Consider the following 21455-nt stretch of genomic DNA (forward strand, 5'->3'; position numbering starts at 1 on the left):
CCGCTCCCGCTTCGGCCGCCTGCCCCCGCCCCCAAGTCCCAAACTTCTGTACTTTGCGGGAGCGCTCGAAAAGAGGGCACTGAGTTTCCGCAGGTAGATGGGGTGCGCGCAATTCTCGTCCAATCGAGTGCCATAATAAAGTACAGATCTTTTGGCGCAGATGCTGGCGTCGCGTGAGAAGAGCGCCTCTCGCTACACCCATCTGAAGCCGCGGCCGGTGATCTCCGACGTGGTCACGTACGTGATGAAGGCGTTCTCGTCCAGGCTGCGGACGTAGCGCTGCAGACGCAGCGCCTCCGCGCGCGTGAGGACGGTCATGACCTGCGCCACGCGCCTGCCCGAGTAGGCGCCGTAGCCGTAGCTCACCGTCGCCGTGCGGCTGAGCTCGCGCACGATGAACTCCTCCACGCGCGCGGGCTGCCGGCAGATGACGGTGCAGACCTTGTGGCACTTGAGGTCCTCGAGGACGCCGTTCACGATGACGGTCTGAAGCACCAGGCCCACGATGCAGTAGACGCCCACGCGCGCTCCGTAGAGCGCGACGCCTGAGGCAGCCACCACGGCGTTCGCCGCTGCCACGGCGTGCCCAACCGGAAGGCTCGTGTGCCGCGTGAGCGCCATGACCAGAATCTCCGTCCCTCCCGTCGAGGCGCCGGCGTTGTAGGCGATGGCGTTGCCCAGGGCGATGAGCAGGACCGTGCAGCAGAGGTCCATCCACATGTCGCCCGTGAGCGACCCCGTTACGGGCATGATCGTCTGGAGAAGCGTGGCGTACGCTGGGATGACGACAGATGCCACCACGCTCCAGAAGGCCGCCTTCCGCTCCACGAGAAGCAGACCCACGACCACGAGCACCGCATTGACGACCCAGAGTGCCACGTCGTTGGGCAGCGCCGGCACGAGCGTGGAGAGCACGATCGAGAAGCCCGACGCGCCCCCGATGGCAAAGTTGTTGGGCGCCTGAAACGCCACGTAGGCGAAGGCGCAGAGCAGGGCGCCCACGTTGAGAGAGATTACGAGCCGCACGAGGCTCGGCTGGTCGCGCTTGCGGAGCTTGCGGAGGCTCGCCTCCTCCTCGTCCTCGCTGACCAGCGACTCCCCCTGGAGCACGGCATGCCCCTCGTAGGCGGGTGCCGCGTGGTCGGGGTCCACCCGCGCCTCCGCGAGCTCCTCCTCGTTCGCCGTTCTTCTCGGCCTGTCCGCACTCCTTCTTCTGCCCTTCATGACCGCTCCTCCCGGATTTACCTACCGTTCACGGGCATTTCCTCGCCTTGTCATGAATCATACTAGACGTATATAACGACTATGATGATAATCTCGGTAAGCGAAAAGCTGAGAGGGCGAATGCGCCCCAGCAAAGGAGCCAAGATGAGGACCAAGATGAGGATTCAGGACGAGGTCGCCAGCGTCGTGAAGAGCGTGCTCGAGCAGCACGAGATCAGGCGCGTCATCTGGATCGCGGCCGGCGGCTCCTTTGGCGGGCACTGGGCGGCAAACTACTTCCTGCAGCGCGAGAGCAGGACCATCCCCACCGAGATGCACACCTCCAACGAGTTCGTCCTCGCGACGCCGCCGTACGTGGACGAGCACTGCCTCTGCGTGCTGACCTCCATGCGCGGCACGCCCGAGACCTGCGTGGCCGCCCAGGTGGCCCGCGACCGCGGCGCCGCCACCATCGCCCTCTACGTCCAGGAGTCCGACCTCACGGCCGCCTGCGACCACAAGATCGCCTACGAGAGCATCGCGCTCGACGAGTCCCGCACCGAGCGCGTGAACTCGAGCATCGCCCTGCAGATCGCCATGGCCCTTCTCGCCCAGACCGAGGGCTATGCGCACTACGACGCGGCCATGGCTGCCTTTGACGTGGTGGATGCCATCTACCGCAAGGCCGTCGACTACGCGACCCCGCTCGCGGCCGCGTGGGCGGAGCGCGTCGCCAGCGAGAAGACCATCTACGTGATGGGGAGCGGCCCCGCCTATGGTTCGGCGTACATCTTCTCCATCTGCAACATCGAGGAGATGCTGCAGATCGACTCGCCGACGGTCAACTGCTGCGAGTTCTTCCACGGCCCCTTTGAGGTGGTGGACAAGGCCAAGCCCATCTTCCTGCTCATGAGCGTGGGTCGCTGCCGCGCGGCGGACGAGCGCGCCCTCACCTTCCTCGACCGCTACGCGGGCGAGAACCTCTATGTGCTCGACGGCAAGGAGATCGGCCTCAACGACCTGCCCGACGAGGTCTCCGAGTACTTCAACCACGTGCTCTTCTCGCCGGTTCTCAACAACGTGTACATGCGCGCGCTCTCCAAGACCACGCACAAGGACTATATGACCCGCCGCTACATGTGGAAGGTCGAGTACTAGCACGCCTCCTTCACCGGGCGCCGGCCCATCTCCCCCTCTGGGGCCGGCGCCCGGGAACCCTGAGAAATCTTTCGCGTCGCTGCAGAGGCGCTTGGGATTTTGTGGCCCCTTGGGCCATGCAACACCGTTCGTCTTCGACACAAAGAAAGGAAGGTGGCCATGAACCAGATCATACTGGCAACGCACGGCGGTCTTGCGGACGGCATGCGCGACACGCTCTCCATGGTGCTGGGCGACGCGTCAAACGTGCACGTCGTCTCCCTCGCTCGTGACGACAAGGACCCCATCACCTCCAAGGTGCAGGCGCTCATCGACTCGTTCGACCCCGCCGACAAGGTCTACGTCTGCACGGACATGCTCGGCAGCAGCGTCAACAACGAGATGGTCGCGCTCGGTGCGGCAGACGAGAAGCTCACCATCATCGCCGGCATGAACATGCCGTTCGTGATCGAGCTCGCCGCAGCGGTGGAACCGCTCACCAACGAGGAGCTCGTCGAGCTCATCAGAGCGAGCCGAGAAGGACTGCGCGACTGCTCGGCCAACCCCGTGGTGGTGGCAGGTGCGGCGACGCCCGCCAAGAAGGCCCGCGCCGCGGCCTCTGCCGGCCCCGCCAAGATCAGCCTCGTGCGCCTGGACTACCGTCTGCTGCACGGGCAGGTCGTCTTCTCCTGGGTCACCAAGGTCGGCGCCGAGCGCATCATCGTCGTGGACAACGACGCCGCTGGCGACGACGTCAAGAAGAGCGCCCTGCGCCTGGCCAAGCCTTCCGGCGTGCGCCTGAACGTCTTCACCGTCGAGCGCGCCCTCTCCAAGATGGCCAAGCTCAACACCCTTGGCGAGAACGTGATGTTCGTCTTTGGCAACACGCGCGAGCTGCTCGAGTTCAACCGCTCCTACAAGTTCGACGCCGTGAACCTGGGCGCCACCGCCAACCACGACGGTGCCGAGCAGGTCGGCGGCTCCGACAGCTCGGTCTTCTTCGACGCCTCTCAGAAGGCGGACGTCAACGAGCTCCTCAAGCTGGGCGTCGAGCTCTACGTCCAGCAGACGCCCACCCAGAAGCGCGTCGACATCACCTCCCCGCTGAAGTGATGAAAAGGGACCGCCCCTTTTCATCACCCGCCCCTAGCGCAACCGAAAGGAGTTACGCATGAACATGTTCGTCAACGCCGTGCTCGTTGGCCTCGTCGCGGTGTTCTGCATGCTCGACTCGCGCCTGCTCGGCCGCCTGAACTTCGAGCAGCCGCTCGTCGGCGCCACGCTCGTGGGCATCGTGCTCGGCGACCCGGCCACCGGCCTCGCCGTCGGCGCCGCCACCGAGCTCGTGAGCATGGGCCTCGTCTCCGTTGGCGCGGCCGTCCCGCCCGACATGGTCCTCGGCGGCATCGTCGCCTCCGCCTTCGCCTGCCTCACCGGCGCCTCCGCGGAGACCGCCATGACGATCGCCATCCCGGTCGCCGTGCTCGGCCAGCTGCTCGGCATCGTCTTCCGCTCCATCATCGCAGCGCTCACCCACGTGGCCGACGCCGCGATCGAGGACGGCAGGTTCCGCGCCGCCTACTCCATGCACATCGTCGCCGGCACGATTCTCTACTCGCTCATGTACTTCATCCCGGTCTTCGTGGCCGTCTTCGTGGGCACCGACATCGTCCAGGCCGTCGTCGACCTCATCCCCGAGTGGCTCTCCAACGGCCTCAACGTCTCCAGCAAGATCCTCACCGCCTACGGACTTGCCCTCCTGCTCTCCCTGATGATCAAGAAGGGCATGACGATCTTCCTGCTGCTGGGGTTCCTCCTCGCCTCCTACCTGGGCCTCTCGGTCATCGCAGTCTCCGCCCTTGGCGTCATCCTGGCCCTCATCCTCATGGACCTGAAGTTTGGCAAGGGTGACGGCGCGGCGCTTGCTACCGCAGACCCTGACTACGACCCCCTCGAGGACGACGACGAGTAAAGGAGGAACTACCATGGCAGACACGAACGTTTCCAAGAACCGCAAGCTCTGGCAGTTCTTCTGGCGCAGCTGGGCCATCCAGGACTCTTGGAACTACGAGCGCCAGATGAACATGGGCTTCCTCTACGGCATGGTGCCCACGCTCGACCGCTGCTACCCCAACGAGAAGGACCCGCAGCAGCTTGAGGCCAAGAAGGAGGCCTACCGCAGGCACATGGCGTTCTACAACTGCACCCCGCAGACGAGCGCCTTCGTTCTCGGCCTCTCCGCCTCCATGGAGGAGCAGCTCGCCGAGAATCCCAAGAGCTTCAACCCCGACACCATCAACGCGGTCAAGACCACGCTCATGGGCCCGCTCTCCGGCATCGGCGACTCCTTCTTCCAGGGCACCATCCGCACCATCGCCTTTGGTCTGGGCGTCAGCCTCGCGCAGCAGGGCTCGATGATGGGCCCCGTGCTCGCGATGGTCATCTCCATCGTGCCGTCCGTGCTCATCACCTGGTTCGCCGCCAAGCTCGGCTATGAGGGCGGCCATCAGTACCTCGAGAAGATGCAGAGCGGCAACCTGATGGACAAGGTCATGTACGTCTGCGGCATCGTCGGCCTCATGGCCGTGGGCGGCATGATCGCCACCCTCGTGGGCGCCACGACCCCCGCGATCTTCTCGGACGGAACCGTGGTCATCCAGGACATCCTCGACTCCATCATGCCCCAGATGATCCCGCTCGCCCTCACCGGCCTCATGTACTGGCTCATCAAGAAGAACGTCGGGACCGGCTGGCTGCTCGTCATCGCCATCGTGGGCGGCGTCATCCTCTCCGCCCTCGGCGTCCTGGCATAGCCCCGTCCCGTCCCAAAGCGCTCCATTTCACCCACAAGCCCCGCGCAAGCGGAGAGAGAAAGGGAAGAACATGTACGAGATCGACCTCAACCAGCCCAAGCAGATCGTCGCCGACGTCCTGGCCAACCACCAGATCGACTCCGTCGCCTTCGTCGGGTGCGGCGCCTCGATGTCCGAGCTCTACCCGGCCAAGTACTTCCTCGCCAACAACACCAAGACGCTCAACGTCCAGATCTTCACGGCCAACGAGTTCAACTACGACACGCCCGCCTGGCTCGGCCCCAACACCTTCGTGATCACCTGCTCGCTCGGCGGCGGCACCCCCGAGACCGTCGAGGCCAACAAGACCGCCAAGGCCGCCGGCGCCCCCGTCGTGGCCATCACCCACGCCGCCGGCTCCGCGCTCACCAAGGGCGTCGACCACGTGATCGTCCACGGCTTCGAGGCCAACTACGCCGCCAAGACCGAGAAGATGGGCTACGCCATCGCCGTGGCGCTGGAGATCCTGCAGCAGGTCGAGGGCTATGACCACTACGACGAGATGGTCCAGGGCTTCGCCCACGTCTTCGAGTGCGCCGAGAACGCCGCGCAGTCCGTGGGCAAGGTCGCCGAGGCCTGGGCCCAGGAGCACAAGGACGACGACTGCATCCACTTCCTCGCCTCGGGCGCGAGCGAGAAGGTCGCCTACTCCACCTCCATGTTCCTCATGATGGAGATGCAGTGGATCAACTCCGGCAACTTCAACTCCGGCGAGTTCTTCCACGGTCCCTTCGAGCTCACGGACGACAAGCACAACTTCGTGCTGTTCATGGCCGACGGCGCCACCCGCAAGATGGACGCCCGCGCCCTCACCTTCCTGCAGCGCTTCGATGCCCGCTACGTGGTCATCGACGCCAAGGACTTCGGCCTGTCCGGCTGCGTGCCCTCCTCTGTGGCCACCTACTTCAACCCGATCGTCCACACCGCGGTCATGCGCGTCTTCGCCGAGCACCTCGCCGACGCCCGTCAGCACCCGCTGACCAAGCGCCGCTACATGTGGAAGCTCGAGTACTAGTCACACAGCGGCACCATACCGCGGCGTAGCTTGACAGGGGGACGGGCGTGCGAACGTCCGTCCCCCTCGGCTATCAGCGCGATAACGCGCACGGCGTGACTTTTGCCAAAAAATCAACTGGGCATATAGGAAATCAAAACACGCTGTGCGCGTTAATCGGCGGGCCCAGAAAAGGGAAGGGGAGAAGAACGTGATCAAGGCGGTTCTCTTTGACATGGACGGCGTGCTGGCGTTCACGGAGGGTTTCTACAACCGGCGCCGCATCCGCTTCCTACAGGAGCGCGGCTTTCCGGTGGACCCGGACTTCGACGGCACCGGGTCCAACGACGGGGAGATTTGGGAGCGGCTCGTGCCCGGCGACGCGGCGTTGCGCGAGCGCCTGCACCGGGAGTACCGCGCCTACTCGGACGCCCATCCCACGCCCTGGGCGGAGGTGGCAAATCCCCAGGCCCGCCCGGTCTTCTCGGCCCTCAGGGGCGGCGGCCTCATGGTTGCCATCTGCTCGTCCTCGTATCGGTCCCTCATCGAGGAATTCGTGGACCAGGTGGGCGTGAGGGAGCTCGTCGACTTCATCATCTCCGGCGACGAGTGCTCCGCCTACAAGCCCGACCCGGACATCTACCTGCGCGCGATGGATGTGCTCGGCATCGTTCCGCACGAGGCGCTCGTGGTGGAGGACTCTCCCCTCGGCATCGAGGCGGGCGTTGCGTCGGGGGCGCTGACCTGCGCGCTGGTGCCCCCGGCGGGCGTCGAGCTCGACCAGTCGCGCGCGCACCTGCGCGTTCAGCGCCTCGTTGACGTCGTTGACCTGGTTCAGACGTCGGCTTTACATTACATCGCGTGATGCAGGTATGATGTCCCATACAACATGACGAGTTCGACCCCCCGGGAAGTGTCACATGGCCACCAGCAAGAGCGCGCCGCTCTACCAGCAGATTTACGATGACATCAAGGGCGCCATCAAGGACGGCACCTACAAGGTCGACGAGAAGATCCCCTCGGAGGCCGAGCTCAGCGAGGAGTACGGTGTGAGCCGCATCACCGTGCGCCGAGCCATCGAGGACCTCTGCGCGGACGGCTACCTCACCAAGATGCAGGGCCGCGGCACCTTCGTCGGAAAGCCCCACATCATGCGGCGCCTGTCGCAGTCTAAGGCGACGAGGAGCTTCTCGGAGATCTGCGAGGAGGCGGGCGTGACCCCGGGCGCCCATCTCATCGAGCGGCAAATCGTGCCCGTTCGCCCCGACGAGCAGGAATTCTTTGGCCTGGGGCCCGACGCCCTGCTCATCTACGTGCACCGCGTCCGCACCGCCGACGGCCTCGGCGTCTGCGACGAGAACATGTTCGTCCCGTACGACGATGGTCGTGACCTGCTGACGCTTCCGCTGGAGGACACGTCTCTGTTTGACGCCATCGAGCAGGCGACGGGGCATCGTCCGGCATCCAACGAGGACTGGAACATCACCGCCGTCAAGGCGACGACTGACCAGGCGTCGCTGCTGGGCATCTCTGTCGGCGATCCGCTGCTGCGCACGCACGTATCCTTCGTAGACGACGAGGGCCGCCCGGTCTGCATGGGCCGCCACTACTTCGTTGGCAGTCGCTACGAGCTCTCGATCTAGGCCTGCAAATTGGGGACAGTCCCCAATTAACACAAATGTTTTATGTGAATTGGGGACAGTCCCCAATTTGCAGATGCGCTGCTGCTCATCCATGGCTGCGAGCCCCTCTTGCGTTCGGGGCCTGCTCCTACCTGCATGAATTGCCTCTCGCGGTGCCGCATATGTCACTTGCCGTTCCGAGGGTTTGCTGGGGCGTGATGGTGGGTACTGGACCGGGTAGGGCCTCCGCGGCGCGGGGGCAAGGAACCACCGACCGAAAGGGGTGTGCCCATGAAGGGTTACGCAATGCTCAAGATCGGCGAGTCCGGCTGGATCGAGAAGGAACGCCCGGCCTGCGGGCCGATGGACGCGATCGTCCGTCCGCTGGCCGTCGCCATCTGCACGTCCGACGTGCACACGCTCTGGGAGGGCGCCATCGGCGAGCGCCACAACATGATTCTGGGCCACGAGGCATGCGGTGTCGTCGACGAGGTCGGCGAGCTCGTCCGCGACTTCAAGCCCGGCGACAAGGTCCTCATCCCCGCCATCACCCCCGACTGGAACTCCCTCGAGGCCCAGGCCGGCTACTCCATGCACTCCGGCGGCATGCTCGCGGGCTGGAAGTTCTCCAACTTCAAGGACGGCGTCTTCGGCGAGTTCTTCCACGTCAACGACGCTGATGGCAACCTCGCCCACCTGCCCGAGAACATCAACCCCGTCGACGCCTGCATGCTCTCCGACATGGTCCCGACCGGCTTCCACGGCGTCGAGCTTGCCGATGTGCAGTTTGGCGACGAGGTCCTCGTCATCGGCATCGGTCCCGTCGGCCTCATGAGCGTTGCCGGAGCCAACCTGCGCGGCGCCTCCCGCATCATCGCCGTGGGCACGCGCCCGAAGTGCGTCGAGGCGGCCAAGGGCTACGGCGCCACCGAGTTCATCTCCTACAAGAATGGCCCGATCGCCGAGCAGGTCCTCGAGATGACCGACGGCAAGGGCGTCGACCGCGTGATCGTGGCCGGTGGCGGCTGCCAGACCTTCGAGGACGCCGTCAAGGCCCTCAAGCCCGGTGGCAAGATCGGAAACGTCAACTATCTCGGCGGCGGAGACTTCGTCACCATCCCGCGCGTTGAGTGGGGCGTCGGCATGGGCCACAAGGACATCCGCGGCGGCCTCATGCCCGGCGGCCGCCTGCGCATGGAGAAGCTCGGCGCGCTCGTGAGCTCCGGGCGCCTGGACGTGGCGCCGCTCTCCACCCACGTCTTCCACGGCTGGGATCACCTCGAGGAGGCGCTCTTCCTCATGCGCGACAAGCCGGCCGACCTCATCAAGCCGGTCGTTGTCATCGACTAGCGTTTTGTGGTGAGTCGCGGGCGGGGGTCCTTCTCGGCCCCCGCCCGCTCGTTTGTCTGGGGGTTGCATGCGCGTGCTGGTGGTGTCCGGCTTCCTTGGGGCCGGCAAGACGACGTTCATACAGGAGCTCGCCCGCCGCACCGGGCGCGACTTCGTGGTGTACGAGAACGAGTACGGTCAGGCGGACATTGACGCCAAGGTCCTCTCGGAGACCGACGAGCTCTCCGTCTGGGAGTCCACCGAGAACTGCATCTGCTGCTCGGGCAAGCAGGACTTCGCCGCGTCCGTGCTCACGATTGCCAACACGCTGGACCCCGAGTACCTGGTTGTGGAGCCCACGGGCGTCGCACGGCTCTCCAGCGTGCTGGAGAACGTCGACCAGGTGAGCTACGAGCGCATCTCGCTGCTCGCGCCGCTCGTGATCGTGGACGCGGTCGCGTGGGAGCGCCAGCGTGAGCGCTTCTCGGACATCTACCTCGACCAAGTTGCTACGGCGCCGGTGGTGGTGCTCTCCAAGGTGCAGCATGCGGGGCCGGGCCAGGTCGCCGCCGCGCGGGCGTGGGCGGCCGAGAAGAACCCGGGGGCTCGGATCGTGGACGTCCCGTACGACCAGCTGCCCGACGAGTTCTTCTCGGCGCTGCTGGAGCACGACCTCGACCCGGAGCGCTCTGCGGCGCGCCCGGATGCGGCGCCGGCGGAGGACGAGTTTGAGAGCCTGTCTCTGGCGGGGGTGTCGCTGCCCACGGAGAATCACCTGCTGTGGTTCCTGGACGCGCTGGTCGCGGGGGTCTTTGGCGAGGTCGTGCGCGCCAAGGGCCTGCTGCCCTGCGGTGGTCAGTGGCTGCGCTTCGACGTGGTGGACCGGGCGTGGTCGGTCACCGGCGCCGAGCCTCCCGCGGAGGGCGAGAAGGACGGCGCGCTCGCGGTGTTCATCGGACCGGAGGTCCGCAGGCCCTGGCTGCGCGAGACGCTGCTGCCGCTCGTGCGCGATGCCGTGGCCGCGGGTCACGCGGAAGCTGCGCTGAATGATGCCGTCGACTATCAGGGCGAGCATCACCGTCACCACCACGACCACGAGCACCATCACCATCACGAGTAGCGCGTACTTATCGCCGAGCGTCTGGCATGCGGCCTCCCGGTCCCGCGCTACAATCACCCGAGAAGAACCCGTTGTCTGTAAATTGGGGACAGTCCCCAATTTACAGAGAGGAGGCGCCATGTCCCAGACCGCCGACCGCGTGGACGCCGAGAACGCCGCGCGCCCGGGCGCACCCGCCGCGCACCCCGAGTTCGACCGCCTCGTGCGCACGATGTGGCGCCTGCGCCAGCCGGACGGCTGCCCGTGGGACCGCGAGCAGACGCACCGCTCCATCACCAAGAACATGGTGGAGGAGGCCTACGAGGCCGTGGAGGCCATCGAGGCGGACGACGCGGAGCACCTGGTGGAGGAGCTGGGCGACGTCCTGGAGCAGGTGGTCCTCCACGCGCAGATCGCCGCCGACGAGGGCGCCTTCACCATCGACGACGTGGTCCACGGCCTCAACGAGAAGCTCGTCCGTCGCCACCCGCACGTCTTTGGCGAGCACGCGGCGGCGGGGGACGGCGGCGAGGTCCAGGACATCTGGGACGAGGTCAAGGCCGCCGAGCGCGCCGCCGCGGGCGAGAAGGACGTGCGGCCCCAGGGCCTTCTGGACAGCGTGCCGCGCTCCCTGCCGGCCCTCATGCAGTGCCAGAAGATCTCCAAGCGCGCGGCAAAGGCGGGCTTCGAGTGGCCGGACGAGACGGGCGTGTGGGAGAAGGTCGCCGAGGAGCGCGCCGAGCTCGAGCGCGAGGCCCTCGGCTCCCCCGAGCGCGCGGCGGAGTTCGGCGACCTGCTCTTTGCCCTGGCGAACGTGGCACGCTGGGAGGGCATAGACGCGGAGGAGGCCCTCGCGGGCGCCAACCGCAAGTTCAGGAACCGCTGGGCCCGCATGGAGGCCCTCGCCGCGGAGGCGGGCCTCGACCTCGAGGAACTCGACACGGATGTCATGAACGAGCTTTGGGACCGTGCTAAGGCTGAGGAGATGCGCCGTTCGTGAGCCGAACCGCCCGCGCTCTGGTATATCTTGAGATGAGCGCGGATTGCCGCGCGGCCCAGCCACAACGAAGCAGAAACGAAGACACGGCATGAGCATGGCAGTCACCACAGGAGCGACTTCACGCGGAGGGGGTCAGGGGCGCTCGCTCGCGTCCGGCCGTCCCCGCCAGCGCACCCGTGCCGGACAGCGGCCCCGCAAGGCCCCTGCCTCCAAGCAGAGGGCAAAGGCCCCGTCCATCCAGCCTCCGCTCAGCGGCGTCTCCCTCAGCGACATTCGCCAGAAGGGCGAGGGCTTCCTCGACTTCGCGGACAGGTTCAGGACCGCGCTCGTGGTCATCGCCGTCCTTCTCGTCATCTTTGCCGCGCTCTACGCCCCGGCGCAGGGGCTCTACTGCGCATGGCGCGACCAGGGCGTCCAGCAGGAGGAGCTCGCGGAGCTCGCCAAGACCAACGAGCAGTACCAGAGCGACATCGACCGCCTCCAGAGCCGCGAGGGCATCGAGGACGAGGCGCGCCGCCGCGGCTACGTGGCCGAGGGCGAGTCGGAGATCGTGGTCGACGGCACGCTCCCGACGGACGCTGACCAGGATGGCGCCAGGGACGAGGGGATTCCCTGGTACCTTGCCCTGGGCGACTTCGTGTTCCAGTATCGCTAGTCTCGCCGCCCGACCCGGCCGGGCCGGCGCATGAGGATGGGGGCGCCATGACGCGCGTCGCGTGCATAGACATTGGTACCGTCACGGCGCGTCTTGCCGTGGCTGACGTCGAGGGCGGACGTGTGGTGCGCCTCTCCAAGCGCTCGGAGATCTGCAACCTGGGCGAGGGGGTGGACGCCGCGGGGCGCCTCTCCGAGGCGGCGATGGGCCGCGTCCTCGCGTGCGTGCGCGCCTACGTTGGCATCGCGCGCGATGCGGGGGCACAGGGCGCCTGCTGCACGCTCACGAGCGCCGCGCGCGACGCGGAGAACTCCGGCGTCATCGAGGGGGAGCTCCGCGCGCTCGGCCTCTCGCCCGAGACCATCCCGGGCCAGGTGGAGGGCACGCTCACGTTTCTGGGCGTGGCGCAGGACTTTCCGGGGCGGCGCATCCTCGTGGCGGACAACGGCGGGGGCTCCACGGAGCTCGCGCTTGGCTCGCTCGGCAAGGACGGCGCCCTTAACCTGGACTTTGTTAGGTCCGTTGACGTGGGTTGCCGCCGCGTGACGGAGAAGTTCCTCTCCGCCGCCCCGCTGCCCTCGCCGGACGACCTCGCGCGCGCCCACGCCTTTGTCGCGGACGCCTTTGCCCCCGCGGTCGAGGCGGGCCGTCTTCGGGCCGCCGGTACGGACGGCGCGGCGGGCGCCGCCCCGGAGGCGCTCGTCGTCTGCGGCGGCACCGTGACAAGTCTCGTGGCCATCGACGCCCAGCTCGAGCCGTACGACCCGGCGCGCGTGCACCTGGCCCGCCTCTCCCGCGAGCGCGTGGGCGAGCTCGAGGCCCTTCTCGCCAGCCTCACCGTGGAGGAGCGCGCGCAGCTCCCCGGGCTCCAGCCCAAGCGCGCCCCCGTCATGCTGGGAGGGGCTGTCGCCATCTCCGAGCTCATGGCGCAGACCGGCTTTTCCGAGCTCCAGGCGAGTGAGTCCGACCTCCTCTTTGGCCTTGCCATCACCGCTGCGGCCACCCTCGAGGGGGAGCCGTCGCCCGTCTCCTGGCGCCCGGAGATGCGTCCGCTGCGCTAGGATGGTGTGGCGCGACCACGGGGGCGTGGCGGAACTGGCATACGCAGGAGACTTAAAATCTTCGGCCGAAAGGATTGTGGGTTCGAGTCCCACCGCCCCTACCACGCGTCGCGCCCGCCCTCTGGTATACTCGACTCCGCGTCCCCATCGTCTAGTGGCCTAGGACATCGCCCTTTCAAGGCGACGACACGGGTTCGACTCCCGTTGGGGGCACCACGCTTGTGCGGCCCGGACTGCCTCGGCGGCCCGGGCCTCTTTCATGTCTCGCGGGGGCGAGAAGAACGCGGGGGCGAGAAGAGTGCGAGGGCGAGAAGAGCGCGCGCCCGCGGCGCTACCAGTCGAGGTCGCGCCCGCGGGCGAACCTCTCGGCGGAGGCGACGAGCCAGTCGAACCCCTGGCACCACCCGATGAAGTCGGGGACGTCGGCGATGATGGGCTCCGCCTCGCGAACGGCGAGCATGCTCTCCTCGAAGCTGCCGGGAACGGTCTCGGGGCGGTCGGGGAGGTAGGGCTCGACGTAGGTCGGGCGCAGGAGGGCGTAGGCGCCGCCCTCGCAGAGCCCCTCGTAGCCCCGCAGCGCGCGCCTCGCCGCGCTCATGCGGTCGAGCTTGAAGAGCAGGATGACGCGCGCGAGGTGGGACCAGGCGTCCCCGCGCCGGTCGAAGCGCGCGTCGAGGGCGTCGAAGCCCTTCTCGTCCTCGAGGCGCGCGAGGGCGAGGGCAAAGGTGCGACGCGCCCCGAGCTGGTCTCTGGGGGCCACGTCAACGAGCGACGCTGACGCGCTCGCCGCCATCTTGAAGCGCGCCCCGTCGAGGCAGGCGCGGGCCACCGCGGCGCGCAGCCGCAGGCGGGGGCGGTAGAAGACGTCCTCCCAGGCGTCCCCCTCGGGGCGCGCGCCCGGGCCAAACTCCCTTTCGAGCTCTATGAGGCCGCCGAGGAGCGGGTCGGGGTCGAGGTCCTGCGCAAGAAGCGCGAGCAGGCGCGCGTCGAGCGACCGCTCGGCCATCTGGGCGGCGCGCTCGCTCTCCGCACGGAGGGCGGACATCCTGCGCCTGCGCTCGGCCTCGAAGGCGGCGTCGTCAAGGAGGTCGTCGTTCCTGCAGCTCGCGCGATACGCGTCGAGCGCCTGCGCGAGCACGAGCAGCGCCGCCTCCGTGGGGTCGTCCACAAAGGACGCGGGGTCCTCGCGCACCGCGAGCACCAGCTCGGCATAGGCATCCTCGGAGAGGGGGCCGATCTTCTCGCGGCGTCGGCGCGCGCAGCGCTCCACCAGCTCGTCCCAGGCGTTCACGACTTCTGCGCCCCCTCGCTCCCGCGGTCCCTCATGGCCTCCGCCGCTGCCTCGGGGCGGAGGGACGCCACCGTTCCGGCGACCCACGACCCCAGGACGCCCCTGCCCGAGCGGTCGCTGCCCTCCTGCAGCAGGACGATCCCCTCGCTCACCGCGAGGATGAGCTCGTCCTCGCTGTAGGGGCTCACGCGCAGGCGCGAGAACTCGCCGTCGGGAAGCTCCACCTGGCGCACGAGCGCGCCCGCGCCGGTGGGGTAGGCCTCGAGCAGCTTGGCCAGGAGGTCGCGCGCGGCCAGGAGGTCGCAGCGCTTGTGCGCGAGCGCCGCGCGCGCCAGCAGCATCCAGGCGTCGTTGGCCGGGCGCTGGGGGGAGATCGTGGCATAGCGCTCACCAAGGCGGGCGAGCCCGGTCTCGTCCTCGAGCTTCGCGAGGGCGTATGCCAGGGTGAAGCGCACGTCGCAGGAGTCCGTGGGGTCCGACTCGAGGAGCCGCTCGGCCACCTCGGCCGCCACCGTGTTGCGCCCGCAGATGAGGGCCTCCTCGGCAAGCGACGCGAGCCAGCGCCAGTACGGCCTCATGGCTATGTTCGCCGCGAGCATGGCACGCTCGCCCTCCAGGGACGAGGCGGCCTCGTCGCGCGCGGCCTCGCAGTACGCCCGGACCTCGTCCGCGCGGTCGGCGAGGACGCGGTAGCGCGCCTCGACGGAGGGCGCCTCGGACGAGGAGCGCATCCTCAGGGCGTCGTAGCACGTTGGGTCGAGGGAGAGCGCCTCGTCGAGCAGGTCCTTGCCGCGTTGGATGAGCTCGGGCGCCTGCTCGTCGGTCGCAAAGGGAAGGCGGTAGTCCACCACCTCCGTAGCCAGGGCGACAAGGTGGAAGGCGCGGTCGGCGTCGGACTGCGGGAGGCTGTCGCGGTCCTGCGCAAAGCGCTGCCCAAAGGAGGCGAACGCGCGCATCGCGACGCCGGGGTCGGCGCCGTCGAGCCCCTGGGCAAAGCGCAGGCTCAGCCGCTGGTAGTCCTCTCGCTTGGGGTCGTGTGCCATCCTCTCGCTCCTCTCGTCACCTATGGTAGCGGACTTGTGCCGCGCCGCCCTCGGACGCCCTCCCGGGACGCCCGCCCCCCCCCGCTCTCCGAGCAGGGGGACCGTTCGAGCGGCGGAAGAAAAACGCGGATTGTTGCCAGTGCGTTTCTGCTATGCTGTGTGCGGCCCAAGTCATGGAGTTTTGGTGGCCGGGCCGCGGTACTTCTCGTTCGGTAAAAAACGGGGGAGAGCCCCGTTTGAGATCCGTCGCGGGGGCGACGGCAAAGGAATTGGAGGAGTGTTATGGGACGTTTCACCAACCCGCGTGACCTGTACTTCGGCGAGGGTGCCCGCCACGAGGTCAAGAACCTCAAGGGCGAGCGCGCGGTCATCGTCACCGGCGGCGGCTCCATGCGTCGCGGCGGCTTCCTGCAGGACGTCGAGAACGACCTCAAGGAGGCCGGCTTCGAGGTCAAGCTCATCGAGGGCGTCGAGTCCGATCCCTCCGTCGAGACCGTCATGAACGGCGCTGCCGTGATGTCCGAGTTCCAGCCCGACTGGATCATCGCCCTCGGCGGCGGCTCGCCCATCGACGCGGCCAAGGCCATGTGGATCAAGTACGAGTACCCCGAGACCACCTTCGAGGACATGTGCAAGGTCTTCGGCCTGCCCAAGCTGCGCACCAAGGCCCACTTCTGCGCCATCTCCTCCACCTCCGGCACGGCCACCGAGGTCACCGCGTTCTCGATCATCACGGACTACGCCAAGGGCATCAAGTTCCCGATCGCCGACTTCGAGATCACGCCTGACGTGGCCATCGTCGACCCCGAGCTCACCTACACCATGCCCGCCAAGCTCTGCGCGCACACCGGCATGGACGCCCTGACCCACTCCATCGAGGCCTACGTCTCCACCGCCGGCTCCGCCTACACCGACGCCAACGCCCTCTACGCCATGCGCGAGATCGTCGAGTGGCTGCCCAAGTCCTATCAGGGCGACAAGGAGGCCCGTCAGCACATGCACGACGCCCAGTGCATCGCCGGCATCGCCTTCTCCTCTGGCCTTCTGGGCATCGTCCACTCCATGGCGCACAAGACCGGCGCCGCCTTCACCGGCGACCACATCATCCACGGCTGCGCCAACGCCATGTACCTCGGCAAGGTCATCCAGTTCAACGCCAAGGACGCCCGCGCCAAGAGCCGCTACGCCTACATCGCCTCCGAGGTCTTCCACCTCGCCGGCGAGACCGAGGACGAGCTCGTGGCCGCGCTCGTTCAGATGATCCGCGACCTCAACGACAAGATCGACATCCCGCAGGGCATCAAGAACTACGGCAAGGGCGGCGTCAAGGCCGACGAGTCCATCATCGACTACGCCGAGTTCGAGGAGAAGAAGTCCCGCATCGCCGTCGACGCCATCGGCGACGCCTGCACCGGCTCCAACCCGCGCATCCCCACGCCCGAGGAGATGGAGAAGCTCCTCGAGTGCGTCTACAACGACGTGGACGTGGACTTCTAAGCCAGCCCCATCGCACTTCTTTGGGCCGGGCCCTCGGGTCCGGCCCTTTTCTGTCAGAATGCACAAAACGGGACGTGCCTGTTTCGTGCAACTATCTGCACAATTTGGACCCGTCCCCTTTTGGCAGACGCGAGAAAGGAACGCATGGCACTCAAGGGCAGGCAGGTCAGGCAGCTCCGCAGCCTGGCGCATCATCTGGACCCCGTGATCATCATCGGCAAGGCGGACGTCAGCGAGGGCACCGTCGACCAGGCGGACAAGGCGCTCGAGGCGCACGAGCTCATCAAGTGCTCGGTGCTGGACTCCTCGAGCCTCGACGTCCGCGAGGCGGCCGAGGCGCTCGCCGAGCGCTGCCATGCCGAGGTGGTGCAGGTGATCGGCAGGAAGTTCGCGCTCTATCGCGAGACCAGCCGCGAGGGCGTCGAGAAGATCGAGCTGGTGCAGTAGCGTGGCCGGAGTCAGCGGGAGCGGGGCGGCGACGTTCTTCGACGTTGACGGCACGCTCGTGTGGCACGACCCGGACGTCATGGGCAGCGAGGGCCACGACTTCTCCCAGGACGTCCCCACCCCCGCCGTCTACGAGGCCTTCCGCCGCATGCGCGCGGCGGGCCACCTCACCTTCATCTGCACCGGGCGGCCGGTGCCCTTTCTCCTGGACTCCCTGCGCGACCTCCGGCCGGACGGCTACGTGGCCGCCGCGGGCGCCTACGTGCAGGTGGGCGACACCGTCGTGCGCGACGTCCACATCCCGGACGACCTTCTGCTGGAGGCGGCCCGCCGCTTTGAGGCGGCCGGGATAGACGTCACCTTTGAGAGCAACACCCAGGGCGTGGAGCTGCGCCCCTCGGGCGCCCCGCGGCACCTGCCCGGGCTCGCCCTCGCCCGGACGGCAAAGGACGTGGCGGAGCGCGCCGCGGAGCACCGCTTTGCCAAGTTCTGCGTGAGCGGCTGCCCCCTGGAGGGGCTCGCGCCCGTGCGCGAGTTCTGCGAGGAGCACTTCACGGTGGCCGACCTGCAGTTCGGCACCTACGAGTTCTCGCTCAGGGGCGTGGACAAGGGCTCGGGCATAGGGGCGGCGCTCGAGCACCTGGGCCACGGCCTTGCGGGGACCTACGCCTTCGGCGACTCCGAGAACGACCTCCCCATGGCACGCTCCGTGGAGACCTTCGTGGCCATGGGCAACGCGCTGCCCGCTGTGCGGGACCGCGCCGACTACGTGACGCTCTCGGTCGAGAGGGACGGCGTGCCCGCGGCGCTCGAGCACTTCGGGCTCATCTAGCGACGCGACCTGCGTCCCGTCGCCCGTGGCCCGCCGCTACGGCTCGACGCTCCAGTGCGCGTGCCTGCGCACCGCCGCCTGGAAGGCGTCCGCGCACTCCTCCGCAGGGCCCAGGATGACGAGCAGCGTCTGCCCCTCTCGGTCGTAGGCGCGCTGCACCGCCAGGTCCACGCCGCTCCCCACGGGCGTCTCTATGGCAAAGCCGGGGAACTCCCGGCGTGCGACCTCGAGGGCGCGCCTCCTGAACGCGCGCACCGGCGCGCCCTCGATCAGGGCGAGGACGTGCTGGTCGGGCGAGAAGAGCAGCTCGGTGTGGCCGGGAACGCGCACGAGGCAGAGCGCCTCGGTGATCGGCGCCTCCGGGACGCCCAACAGCTCCAGGACGGAGATCGCGGCAAGCGCGGCGCCCGCGTTGTGGATGCCCACCAGCGGCAGGGCCACGTTGCCCGTCCAGCTGGGGGTGTGGGCGCGAAACTGTATGAACCCGTATCCGGCGCGCAGGCGCGTGGCGCCAACGTCGACGCGTGAGCTCGAAACCGAGAAGGACAGGCTGCCCCCGCAGCCCTCCGCCCTGCCGGAGCCGTCGGTCCCCAGCGCGCAGCGCACGTCCGGCGTGACGCCCTCCAGGTTCTTCTCGCCAAGCTCGAGGATGAGGTAGGAGAGCCCGTTCTGGCGCGCATGGGCCAGGTGCTCGGTCGCGCGCGCGAGCTCCTCGTCCGCGTTGCAGCCGCGAAGCCACTCGGACCCGTCGAAGAGCTCATACTCGCCCACGACGCCCACGCTGGTGTAGGGCTCGCCGCTCTCCAGCACCGTCCGCAGCATCGAGGAGACGGCGGCAACGTCCGGCCGTCGCCCGGAGAGCGCGATGACGGTGGGGCCGAGCATCAGAGGTTCGCTCGGTCGTGGGCGGCAACGCCGCGCGCGGCGAGCTCGCAGTCGGAGACGCACGGCTCGAAGCCGTCGCGCGTGTGCTGGTACGCCTCGTGGCCCTTGGCGAGCAGCAGCACCACGCTGCGCCTGCCCTCGGCAAGCTCGAACGCCCGCTCGGCGGCCCGCTCGCGGTCCACCACGATCTCGTGCGGGAAGCCCTCCGGCAGGGACCGCTCCATCTCGTGGCAGATGTCGAGCGGGTCCTCCGTCCACGGGTCGTCCGAGGTGAGCACGATGTAGTCCGCGTAGCGCGCCGCGACCTCGGGAAGGTCGTGGCGGCGCTCCTCCGCCTTGCCGCCCACCGCGCCAAAGACCGCGATGACGCGCGCGCCGGAGAAGGTGCTCGCCACGGCGGAGAGCAGCGACTCGAAGGCCATCCTGTTGTGGGCGTAGTCCACGATGGCGGTGAGCTGGCGGTCGCGCGAGCGGTAGAACTCCATGCGTCCGGGGACGCGCGTGCGCGCGAGGCCCTCGACCACGGCGTCCGCGCCGATCCCCAGCGCGCGGGCGCAGAGCGCCGCGCAGAGGGCGTTGGAGACGCTGAAGTCCCCCGGGAAGGGGAGCTGAACGCGCCGCTCCCAGTCTCCCAGGTGCAGCGTGAACGCCACGCCCTCCTCGGAGTGGGCGATGCCGTCCGCCCAGGCGTCCGCCTCCGGGCGCCCGATGCCAAAGGTGAGGGTGCGCGCCGCGGCGCCCGCCGCCTCGAGGACGCGGTCCACGTGATCGGAGTCAAGGTTCACCACCGCGGTCTCGCACTGCGAGAAGATCTTGAGCTTGGAGGTGAAGTAGTCCTCGAAGTCCGCGTGCTCGACGGGGGAGATGTGGTCGAGGCCGATGTTCAGGAAGCAGGCGACGTCAAGGCCCACGCCCAGGGTGCGGTCGTACTTGAGGGCCTGGCTCGAGACCTCCATGACCATGGCCGCGAGGCCCTTCTCGCGCGCGTGGGCGAGGTGGCGCCAGAGGTCGGGGGCCTCGGGGGTGGTGTTTCTCGAGGGCTCGTCCGTGACGCCGTCGTAGGTCTCCACGGTGCCTATCATTCCGCAGGACTTCTCGCCGCGGGCGGCGTCCACGACGGAGCGCAGCATGTAGGCGGTGGTGGTCTTTCCCTTGGTGCCAGTGATGCCCACGATGGGGAGGTCTCGGTCCGGATGACCGAAGGCTTCCGCGGAGACGACGGCCATGGCGCGCCTGAGGTCGCTCGTCACGAGTGCGGGGACGCCCGGCGCCACGGCGGCGAGCTCGTCCGCGTGCTCGCGGTCGCAGAGGTACGCCGCGGCTCCCGCCTCGAGCGCGCCCGCGAGGAAGGCGGGGCGGAAGGTCGCGCCCTTGCAGACGAAGAGGTTCCCGGGCTCGACGCAGCGCGAGTCGCACGAGGCGCCGATGATGAACGCCTCTGCCGGGGAGGCCGAGGCGAGGATGCCCGCGTCGTCCAGCGCGCGGGCGAGAGATGTCAGAGTGGTCGCATTCATGTGGTCCAGTATACGGCCCTCGCCGGCAGGGGGCGAGCACGAGGGTGTGCGGTAGGGGTGTGTGGTAGACTTCTGCTGCTCGGGCGATTGGCGCAGCGGCTAGCGCAGGTGCCTTACACGCACAAGGTCGGCGGTTCGAACCCGTCATCGCCCACCAGGAACCCCATGGCCCCGTCGCGCTGCGGCGGGGCCTCTTTGCAGGGAGGCCCCCATGGCAGACGTCGAGCTCGCGCGCTCCTTCGGGCGCGCCGCCAACGAGATGCGCCCGGTCACGCTCACGCCGGGCGTCATGAAGAACGCGGACGGCTCGTGCCTCGCCGAGTTCGGCGACACGCGCGTGCTCTGCTCGGCCACGGTCGAGGAGAGCGTCCCCGCGTGGCGCAAGGGCGCGCACGCAGGCTGGGTCACGGCCGAGTACGCGATGCTCCCCGCCTCCACCAACCGCCGCACCCCGCGCGAGTACCGCGGCCGCAAGGGGCGCTCGATGGAGATCGAGCGGCTCATAGGGCGCAGCCTGCGCGCGGTCACCCGCCTCGACCGCCTGGGCGAGATTACCATCACGCTCGACTGCGACGTCATCCAGGCGGACGGCGGCACGCGGACGGCGTCCGTGACCGGCGCGTGGGTGGCGCTCCACGGCGCCCTCATGGGGCTCGTGAAGGCCGGCAAGCTCCCGCGCCTCCCGCTCACGGGGCGCGTGGCGGCCGTCTCCGCCGGCTTCGTGGGCGACCTCGCCCTGCTGGACCTCGACTATCCCGAGGACTCCCACGCCCAGGTTGACCTCAACCTCGTGGGCACGGGCGACGGGCGCATCGTTGAGGTCCAGGGCACGGGCGAGCGCACCACGCTCGACCGCTCGCAGCTCGACGAGCTGCTGGACCTGGGGCAGGCCGGCATCGCCCGGCTCGTGGAGCTCCAGGCGGACGTAACCGGATTTCGGCTTGCATAAAGCGGGACGTGCCTGAAACGTGCAGAAAGTTGCACGTTTCAGGCA

Annotated in this window: 21 protein-coding genes and 3 tRNA genes; 19 read left to right on the forward strand and 5 right to left on the reverse strand. The window is 68.2% G+C overall.

Features of this window, described 5'->3' with window-relative positions; all coding sequences use genetic code 11:
- Positions 1–192: 192 nt before the first annotated feature.
- Positions 193–1224 (reverse strand): YitT family protein, encoded by a 1032-nt coding sequence (locus B5F79_RS10360; RefSeq protein WP_087221274.1) that lies wholly within the window; start codon positions 1222–1224, stop codon positions 193–195.
- A 144-nt stretch (positions 1225–1368) separates the two neighbouring features.
- On the opposite strand from B5F79_RS10360, the gene B5F79_RS10365 reads away from it, so the two are divergent.
- From B5F79_RS10365 to B5F79_RS10430, 14 genes are all read left to right on the forward strand, one after another.
- Positions 1369–2361, forward strand: coding sequence for a sugar isomerase (locus tag B5F79_RS10365; RefSeq protein ID WP_241147320.1), 993 nt, complete (start codon positions 1369–1371; stop codon positions 2359–2361).
- A gap of 159 nt (positions 2362–2520) precedes the next feature.
- Complete coding sequence (locus B5F79_RS10370) at positions 2521–3453, forward strand: PTS mannose/fructose/sorbose transporter subunit IIAB (RefSeq protein ID WP_087221277.1); 933 nt, start codon at positions 2521–2523, stop codon at positions 3451–3453.
- A gap of 58 nt (positions 3454–3511) precedes the next feature.
- Positions 3512–4312: a PTS mannose/fructose/sorbose/N-acetylgalactosamine transporter subunit IIC gene (locus tag B5F79_RS10375; RefSeq protein WP_087221280.1), complete on the forward strand. Its 801-nt coding sequence runs from the start codon at positions 3512–3514 to the stop codon at positions 4310–4312.
- A gap of 13 nt (positions 4313–4325) precedes the next feature.
- Entirely contained in the window at positions 4326–5153 is an 828-nt protein-coding gene (locus B5F79_RS10380; RefSeq protein ID WP_087221283.1) for a PTS system mannose/fructose/sorbose family transporter subunit IID, read from the forward strand.
- Positions 5154–5223: 70 nt separating this feature from the next.
- On the forward strand, positions 5224–6207 hold the full coding sequence (locus tag B5F79_RS10385; protein WP_087221286.1) for an SIS domain-containing protein: 984 nt from the start codon (positions 5224–5226) through the stop codon (positions 6205–6207).
- A gap of 190 nt (positions 6208–6397) precedes the next feature.
- Positions 6398–7051 carry an HAD family hydrolase gene (locus B5F79_RS10390; protein ID WP_087221289.1) on the forward strand — a complete coding sequence of 218 codons (654 nt, stop codon included), beginning with the start codon at positions 6398–6400 and terminating at the stop codon, positions 7049–7051.
- Positions 7052–7106: 55 nt separating this feature from the next.
- A complete protein-coding gene (locus B5F79_RS10395; RefSeq protein WP_087221292.1) occupies positions 7107–7829 on the forward strand; it encodes a GntR family transcriptional regulator in 723 nt (240 codons plus the stop codon).
- A gap of 270 nt (positions 7830–8099) precedes the next feature.
- Positions 8100–9158 carry an NAD(P)-dependent alcohol dehydrogenase gene (locus B5F79_RS10400; RefSeq protein WP_087221295.1) on the forward strand — a complete coding sequence of 353 codons (1059 nt, stop codon included), beginning with the start codon at positions 8100–8102 and terminating at the stop codon, positions 9156–9158.
- 67 nt (positions 9159–9225) lie between these two features.
- Positions 9226–10257, forward strand: coding sequence for a CobW family GTP-binding protein (locus B5F79_RS10405; RefSeq protein ID WP_087221298.1), 1032 nt, complete (start codon positions 9226–9228; stop codon positions 10255–10257).
- A gap of 118 nt (positions 10258–10375) precedes the next feature.
- Entirely contained in the window at positions 10376–11236 is an 861-nt protein-coding gene (mazG, locus tag B5F79_RS10410; protein WP_087221301.1) for a nucleoside triphosphate pyrophosphohydrolase, read from the forward strand.
- 88 nt (positions 11237–11324) lie between these two features.
- Positions 11325–11891, forward strand: a complete 567-nt coding sequence (locus B5F79_RS10415) for an FtsB family cell division protein (protein WP_087221304.1) — start codon at positions 11325–11327, stop codon at positions 11889–11891.
- 47 nt (positions 11892–11938) lie between these two features.
- Positions 11939–12952 (forward strand): Ppx/GppA phosphatase family protein, encoded by a 1014-nt coding sequence (locus B5F79_RS10420; RefSeq protein WP_087221307.1) that lies wholly within the window; start codon positions 11939–11941, stop codon positions 12950–12952.
- A 19-nt stretch (positions 12953–12971) separates the two neighbouring features.
- Positions 12972–13056 (forward strand) — tRNA-Leu (locus B5F79_RS10425).
- Between the two features lie 36 nt (positions 13057–13092).
- A tRNA-Glu gene (locus B5F79_RS10430) sits at positions 13093–13168 on the forward strand.
- Between the two features lie 115 nt (positions 13169–13283).
- On the opposite strand, the gene B5F79_RS11035 is transcribed toward B5F79_RS10430, so the two are convergent.
- Together B5F79_RS11035 and B5F79_RS10440 are read right to left on the reverse strand one after the other, a co-directional pair.
- Entirely contained in the window at positions 13284–14243 is a 960-nt protein-coding gene (locus B5F79_RS11035; protein WP_087221310.1) for a hypothetical protein, read from the reverse strand.
- The gene (locus B5F79_RS10440) at positions 14240–15286 is read right to left on the reverse strand and encodes a tetratricopeptide repeat protein (RefSeq protein ID WP_087221313.1); all 1047 of its coding nucleotides are present in this window, start codon (positions 15284–15286) and stop codon (positions 14240–14242) included. Before B5F79_RS10440 ends, B5F79_RS11035 begins: the two co-directional genes overlap by 4 nt.
- Before the next feature lie 282 nt (positions 15287–15568).
- Between B5F79_RS10440 and B5F79_RS10445 the strand changes: the two genes are divergently transcribed.
- The 3 genes from B5F79_RS10445 to B5F79_RS10455 all read left to right on the forward strand — a co-directional run bounded on the left by B5F79_RS10445 (position 15569) and on the right by B5F79_RS10455 (position 18062).
- Entirely contained in the window at positions 15569–16783 is a 1215-nt protein-coding gene (locus B5F79_RS10445) for an iron-containing alcohol dehydrogenase (protein ID WP_087221316.1), read from the forward strand.
- Between the two features lie 144 nt (positions 16784–16927).
- Positions 16928–17230, forward strand: coding sequence for a ribosome assembly RNA-binding protein YhbY (yhbY, locus tag B5F79_RS10450; protein ID WP_087221319.1), 303 nt, complete (start codon positions 16928–16930; stop codon positions 17228–17230).
- A gap of 1 nt (position 17231) precedes the next feature.
- Positions 17232–18062: an HAD-IIB family hydrolase gene (locus B5F79_RS10455; protein WP_087221322.1), complete on the forward strand. Its 831-nt coding sequence runs from the start codon at positions 17232–17234 to the stop codon at positions 18060–18062.
- 36 nt (positions 18063–18098) lie between these two features.
- On the opposite strand, the gene B5F79_RS10460 is transcribed toward B5F79_RS10455, so the two are convergent.
- A complete protein-coding gene (locus B5F79_RS10460; RefSeq protein WP_087221325.1) occupies positions 18099–18947 on the reverse strand; it encodes a hypothetical protein in 849 nt (282 codons plus the stop codon).
- Entirely contained in the window at positions 18947–20461 is a 1515-nt protein-coding gene (locus B5F79_RS10465; protein ID WP_087221328.1) for a Mur ligase family protein, read from the reverse strand. The genes B5F79_RS10460 and B5F79_RS10465 overlap by 1 nt, the downstream gene beginning before the upstream one ends.
- Positions 20462–20542: 81 nt before the next feature.
- Between B5F79_RS10465 and B5F79_RS10470 the strand changes: the two genes are divergently transcribed.
- Together B5F79_RS10470 and rph are read left to right on the forward strand one after the other, a co-directional pair.
- Positions 20543–20618: transfer RNA gene (locus B5F79_RS10470), tRNA-Val, on the forward strand.
- A 54-nt stretch (positions 20619–20672) separates the two neighbouring features.
- On the forward strand, positions 20673–21410 hold the full coding sequence (rph, locus tag B5F79_RS10475; protein WP_087221331.1) for a ribonuclease PH: 738 nt from the start codon (positions 20673–20675) through the stop codon (positions 21408–21410).
- Positions 21411–21455 lie beyond the last annotated feature (45 nt).

The organism is Olsenella sp. An285, assembly GCF_002159625.1.
Taxonomy (GTDB): Bacteria; Actinomycetota; Coriobacteriia; order Coriobacteriales; family Atopobiaceae; genus Thermophilibacter; species Thermophilibacter avicola.

Coding starts and splice junctions, on each gene's coding strand:
- B5F79_RS10440 (WP_087221313.1), bottom strand. CDS start 15,286: ATGGCACACGACCCCAAGCGAGAGGACTACCAGCGGCTGAGCCTGCGC.
- B5F79_RS10445 (WP_087221316.1), top strand. CDS start 15,569: ATGGGACGTTTCACCAACCCGCGTGACCTGTACTTCGGCGAGGGTGCC.
- B5F79_RS10460 (WP_087221325.1), bottom strand. CDS start 18,947: ATGCTCGGCCCCACCGTCATCGCGCTCTCCGGGCGACGGCCGGACGTT.
- mazG (WP_087221301.1), top strand. CDS start 10,376: ATGTCCCAGACCGCCGACCGCGTGGACGCCGAGAACGCCGCGCGCCCG.
- yhbY (WP_087221319.1), top strand. CDS start 16,928: ATGGCACTCAAGGGCAGGCAGGTCAGGCAGCTCCGCAGCCTGGCGCAT.
- B5F79_RS10420 (WP_087221307.1), top strand. CDS start 11,939: ATGACGCGCGTCGCGTGCATAGACATTGGTACCGTCACGGCGCGTCTT.
- B5F79_RS10395 (WP_087221292.1), top strand. CDS start 7,107: ATGGCCACCAGCAAGAGCGCGCCGCTCTACCAGCAGATTTACGATGAC.
- B5F79_RS10380 (WP_087221283.1), top strand. CDS start 4,326: ATGGCAGACACGAACGTTTCCAAGAACCGCAAGCTCTGGCAGTTCTTC.
- rph (WP_087221331.1), top strand. CDS start 20,673: ATGGCAGACGTCGAGCTCGCGCGCTCCTTCGGGCGCGCCGCCAACGAG.
- B5F79_RS10465 (WP_087221328.1), bottom strand. CDS start 20,461: ATGAATGCGACCACTCTGACATCTCTCGCCCGCGCGCTGGACGACGCG.
- B5F79_RS10365 (WP_241147320.1), top strand. CDS start 1,369: ATGAGGACCAAGATGAGGATTCAGGACGAGGTCGCCAGCGTCGTGAAG.
- B5F79_RS10375 (WP_087221280.1), top strand. CDS start 3,512: ATGAACATGTTCGTCAACGCCGTGCTCGTTGGCCTCGTCGCGGTGTTC.
- B5F79_RS10415 (WP_087221304.1), top strand. CDS start 11,325: ATGAGCATGGCAGTCACCACAGGAGCGACTTCACGCGGAGGGGGTCAG.
- B5F79_RS10370 (WP_087221277.1), top strand. CDS start 2,521: ATGAACCAGATCATACTGGCAACGCACGGCGGTCTTGCGGACGGCATG.
- B5F79_RS10360 (WP_087221274.1), bottom strand. CDS start 1,224: ATGAAGGGCAGAAGAAGGAGTGCGGACAGGCCGAGAAGAACGGCGAAC.
- B5F79_RS10400 (WP_087221295.1), top strand. CDS start 8,100: ATGAAGGGTTACGCAATGCTCAAGATCGGCGAGTCCGGCTGGATCGAG.
- B5F79_RS10405 (WP_087221298.1), top strand. CDS start 9,226: ATGCGCGTGCTGGTGGTGTCCGGCTTCCTTGGGGCCGGCAAGACGACG.
- B5F79_RS10385 (WP_087221286.1), top strand. CDS start 5,224: ATGTACGAGATCGACCTCAACCAGCCCAAGCAGATCGTCGCCGACGTC.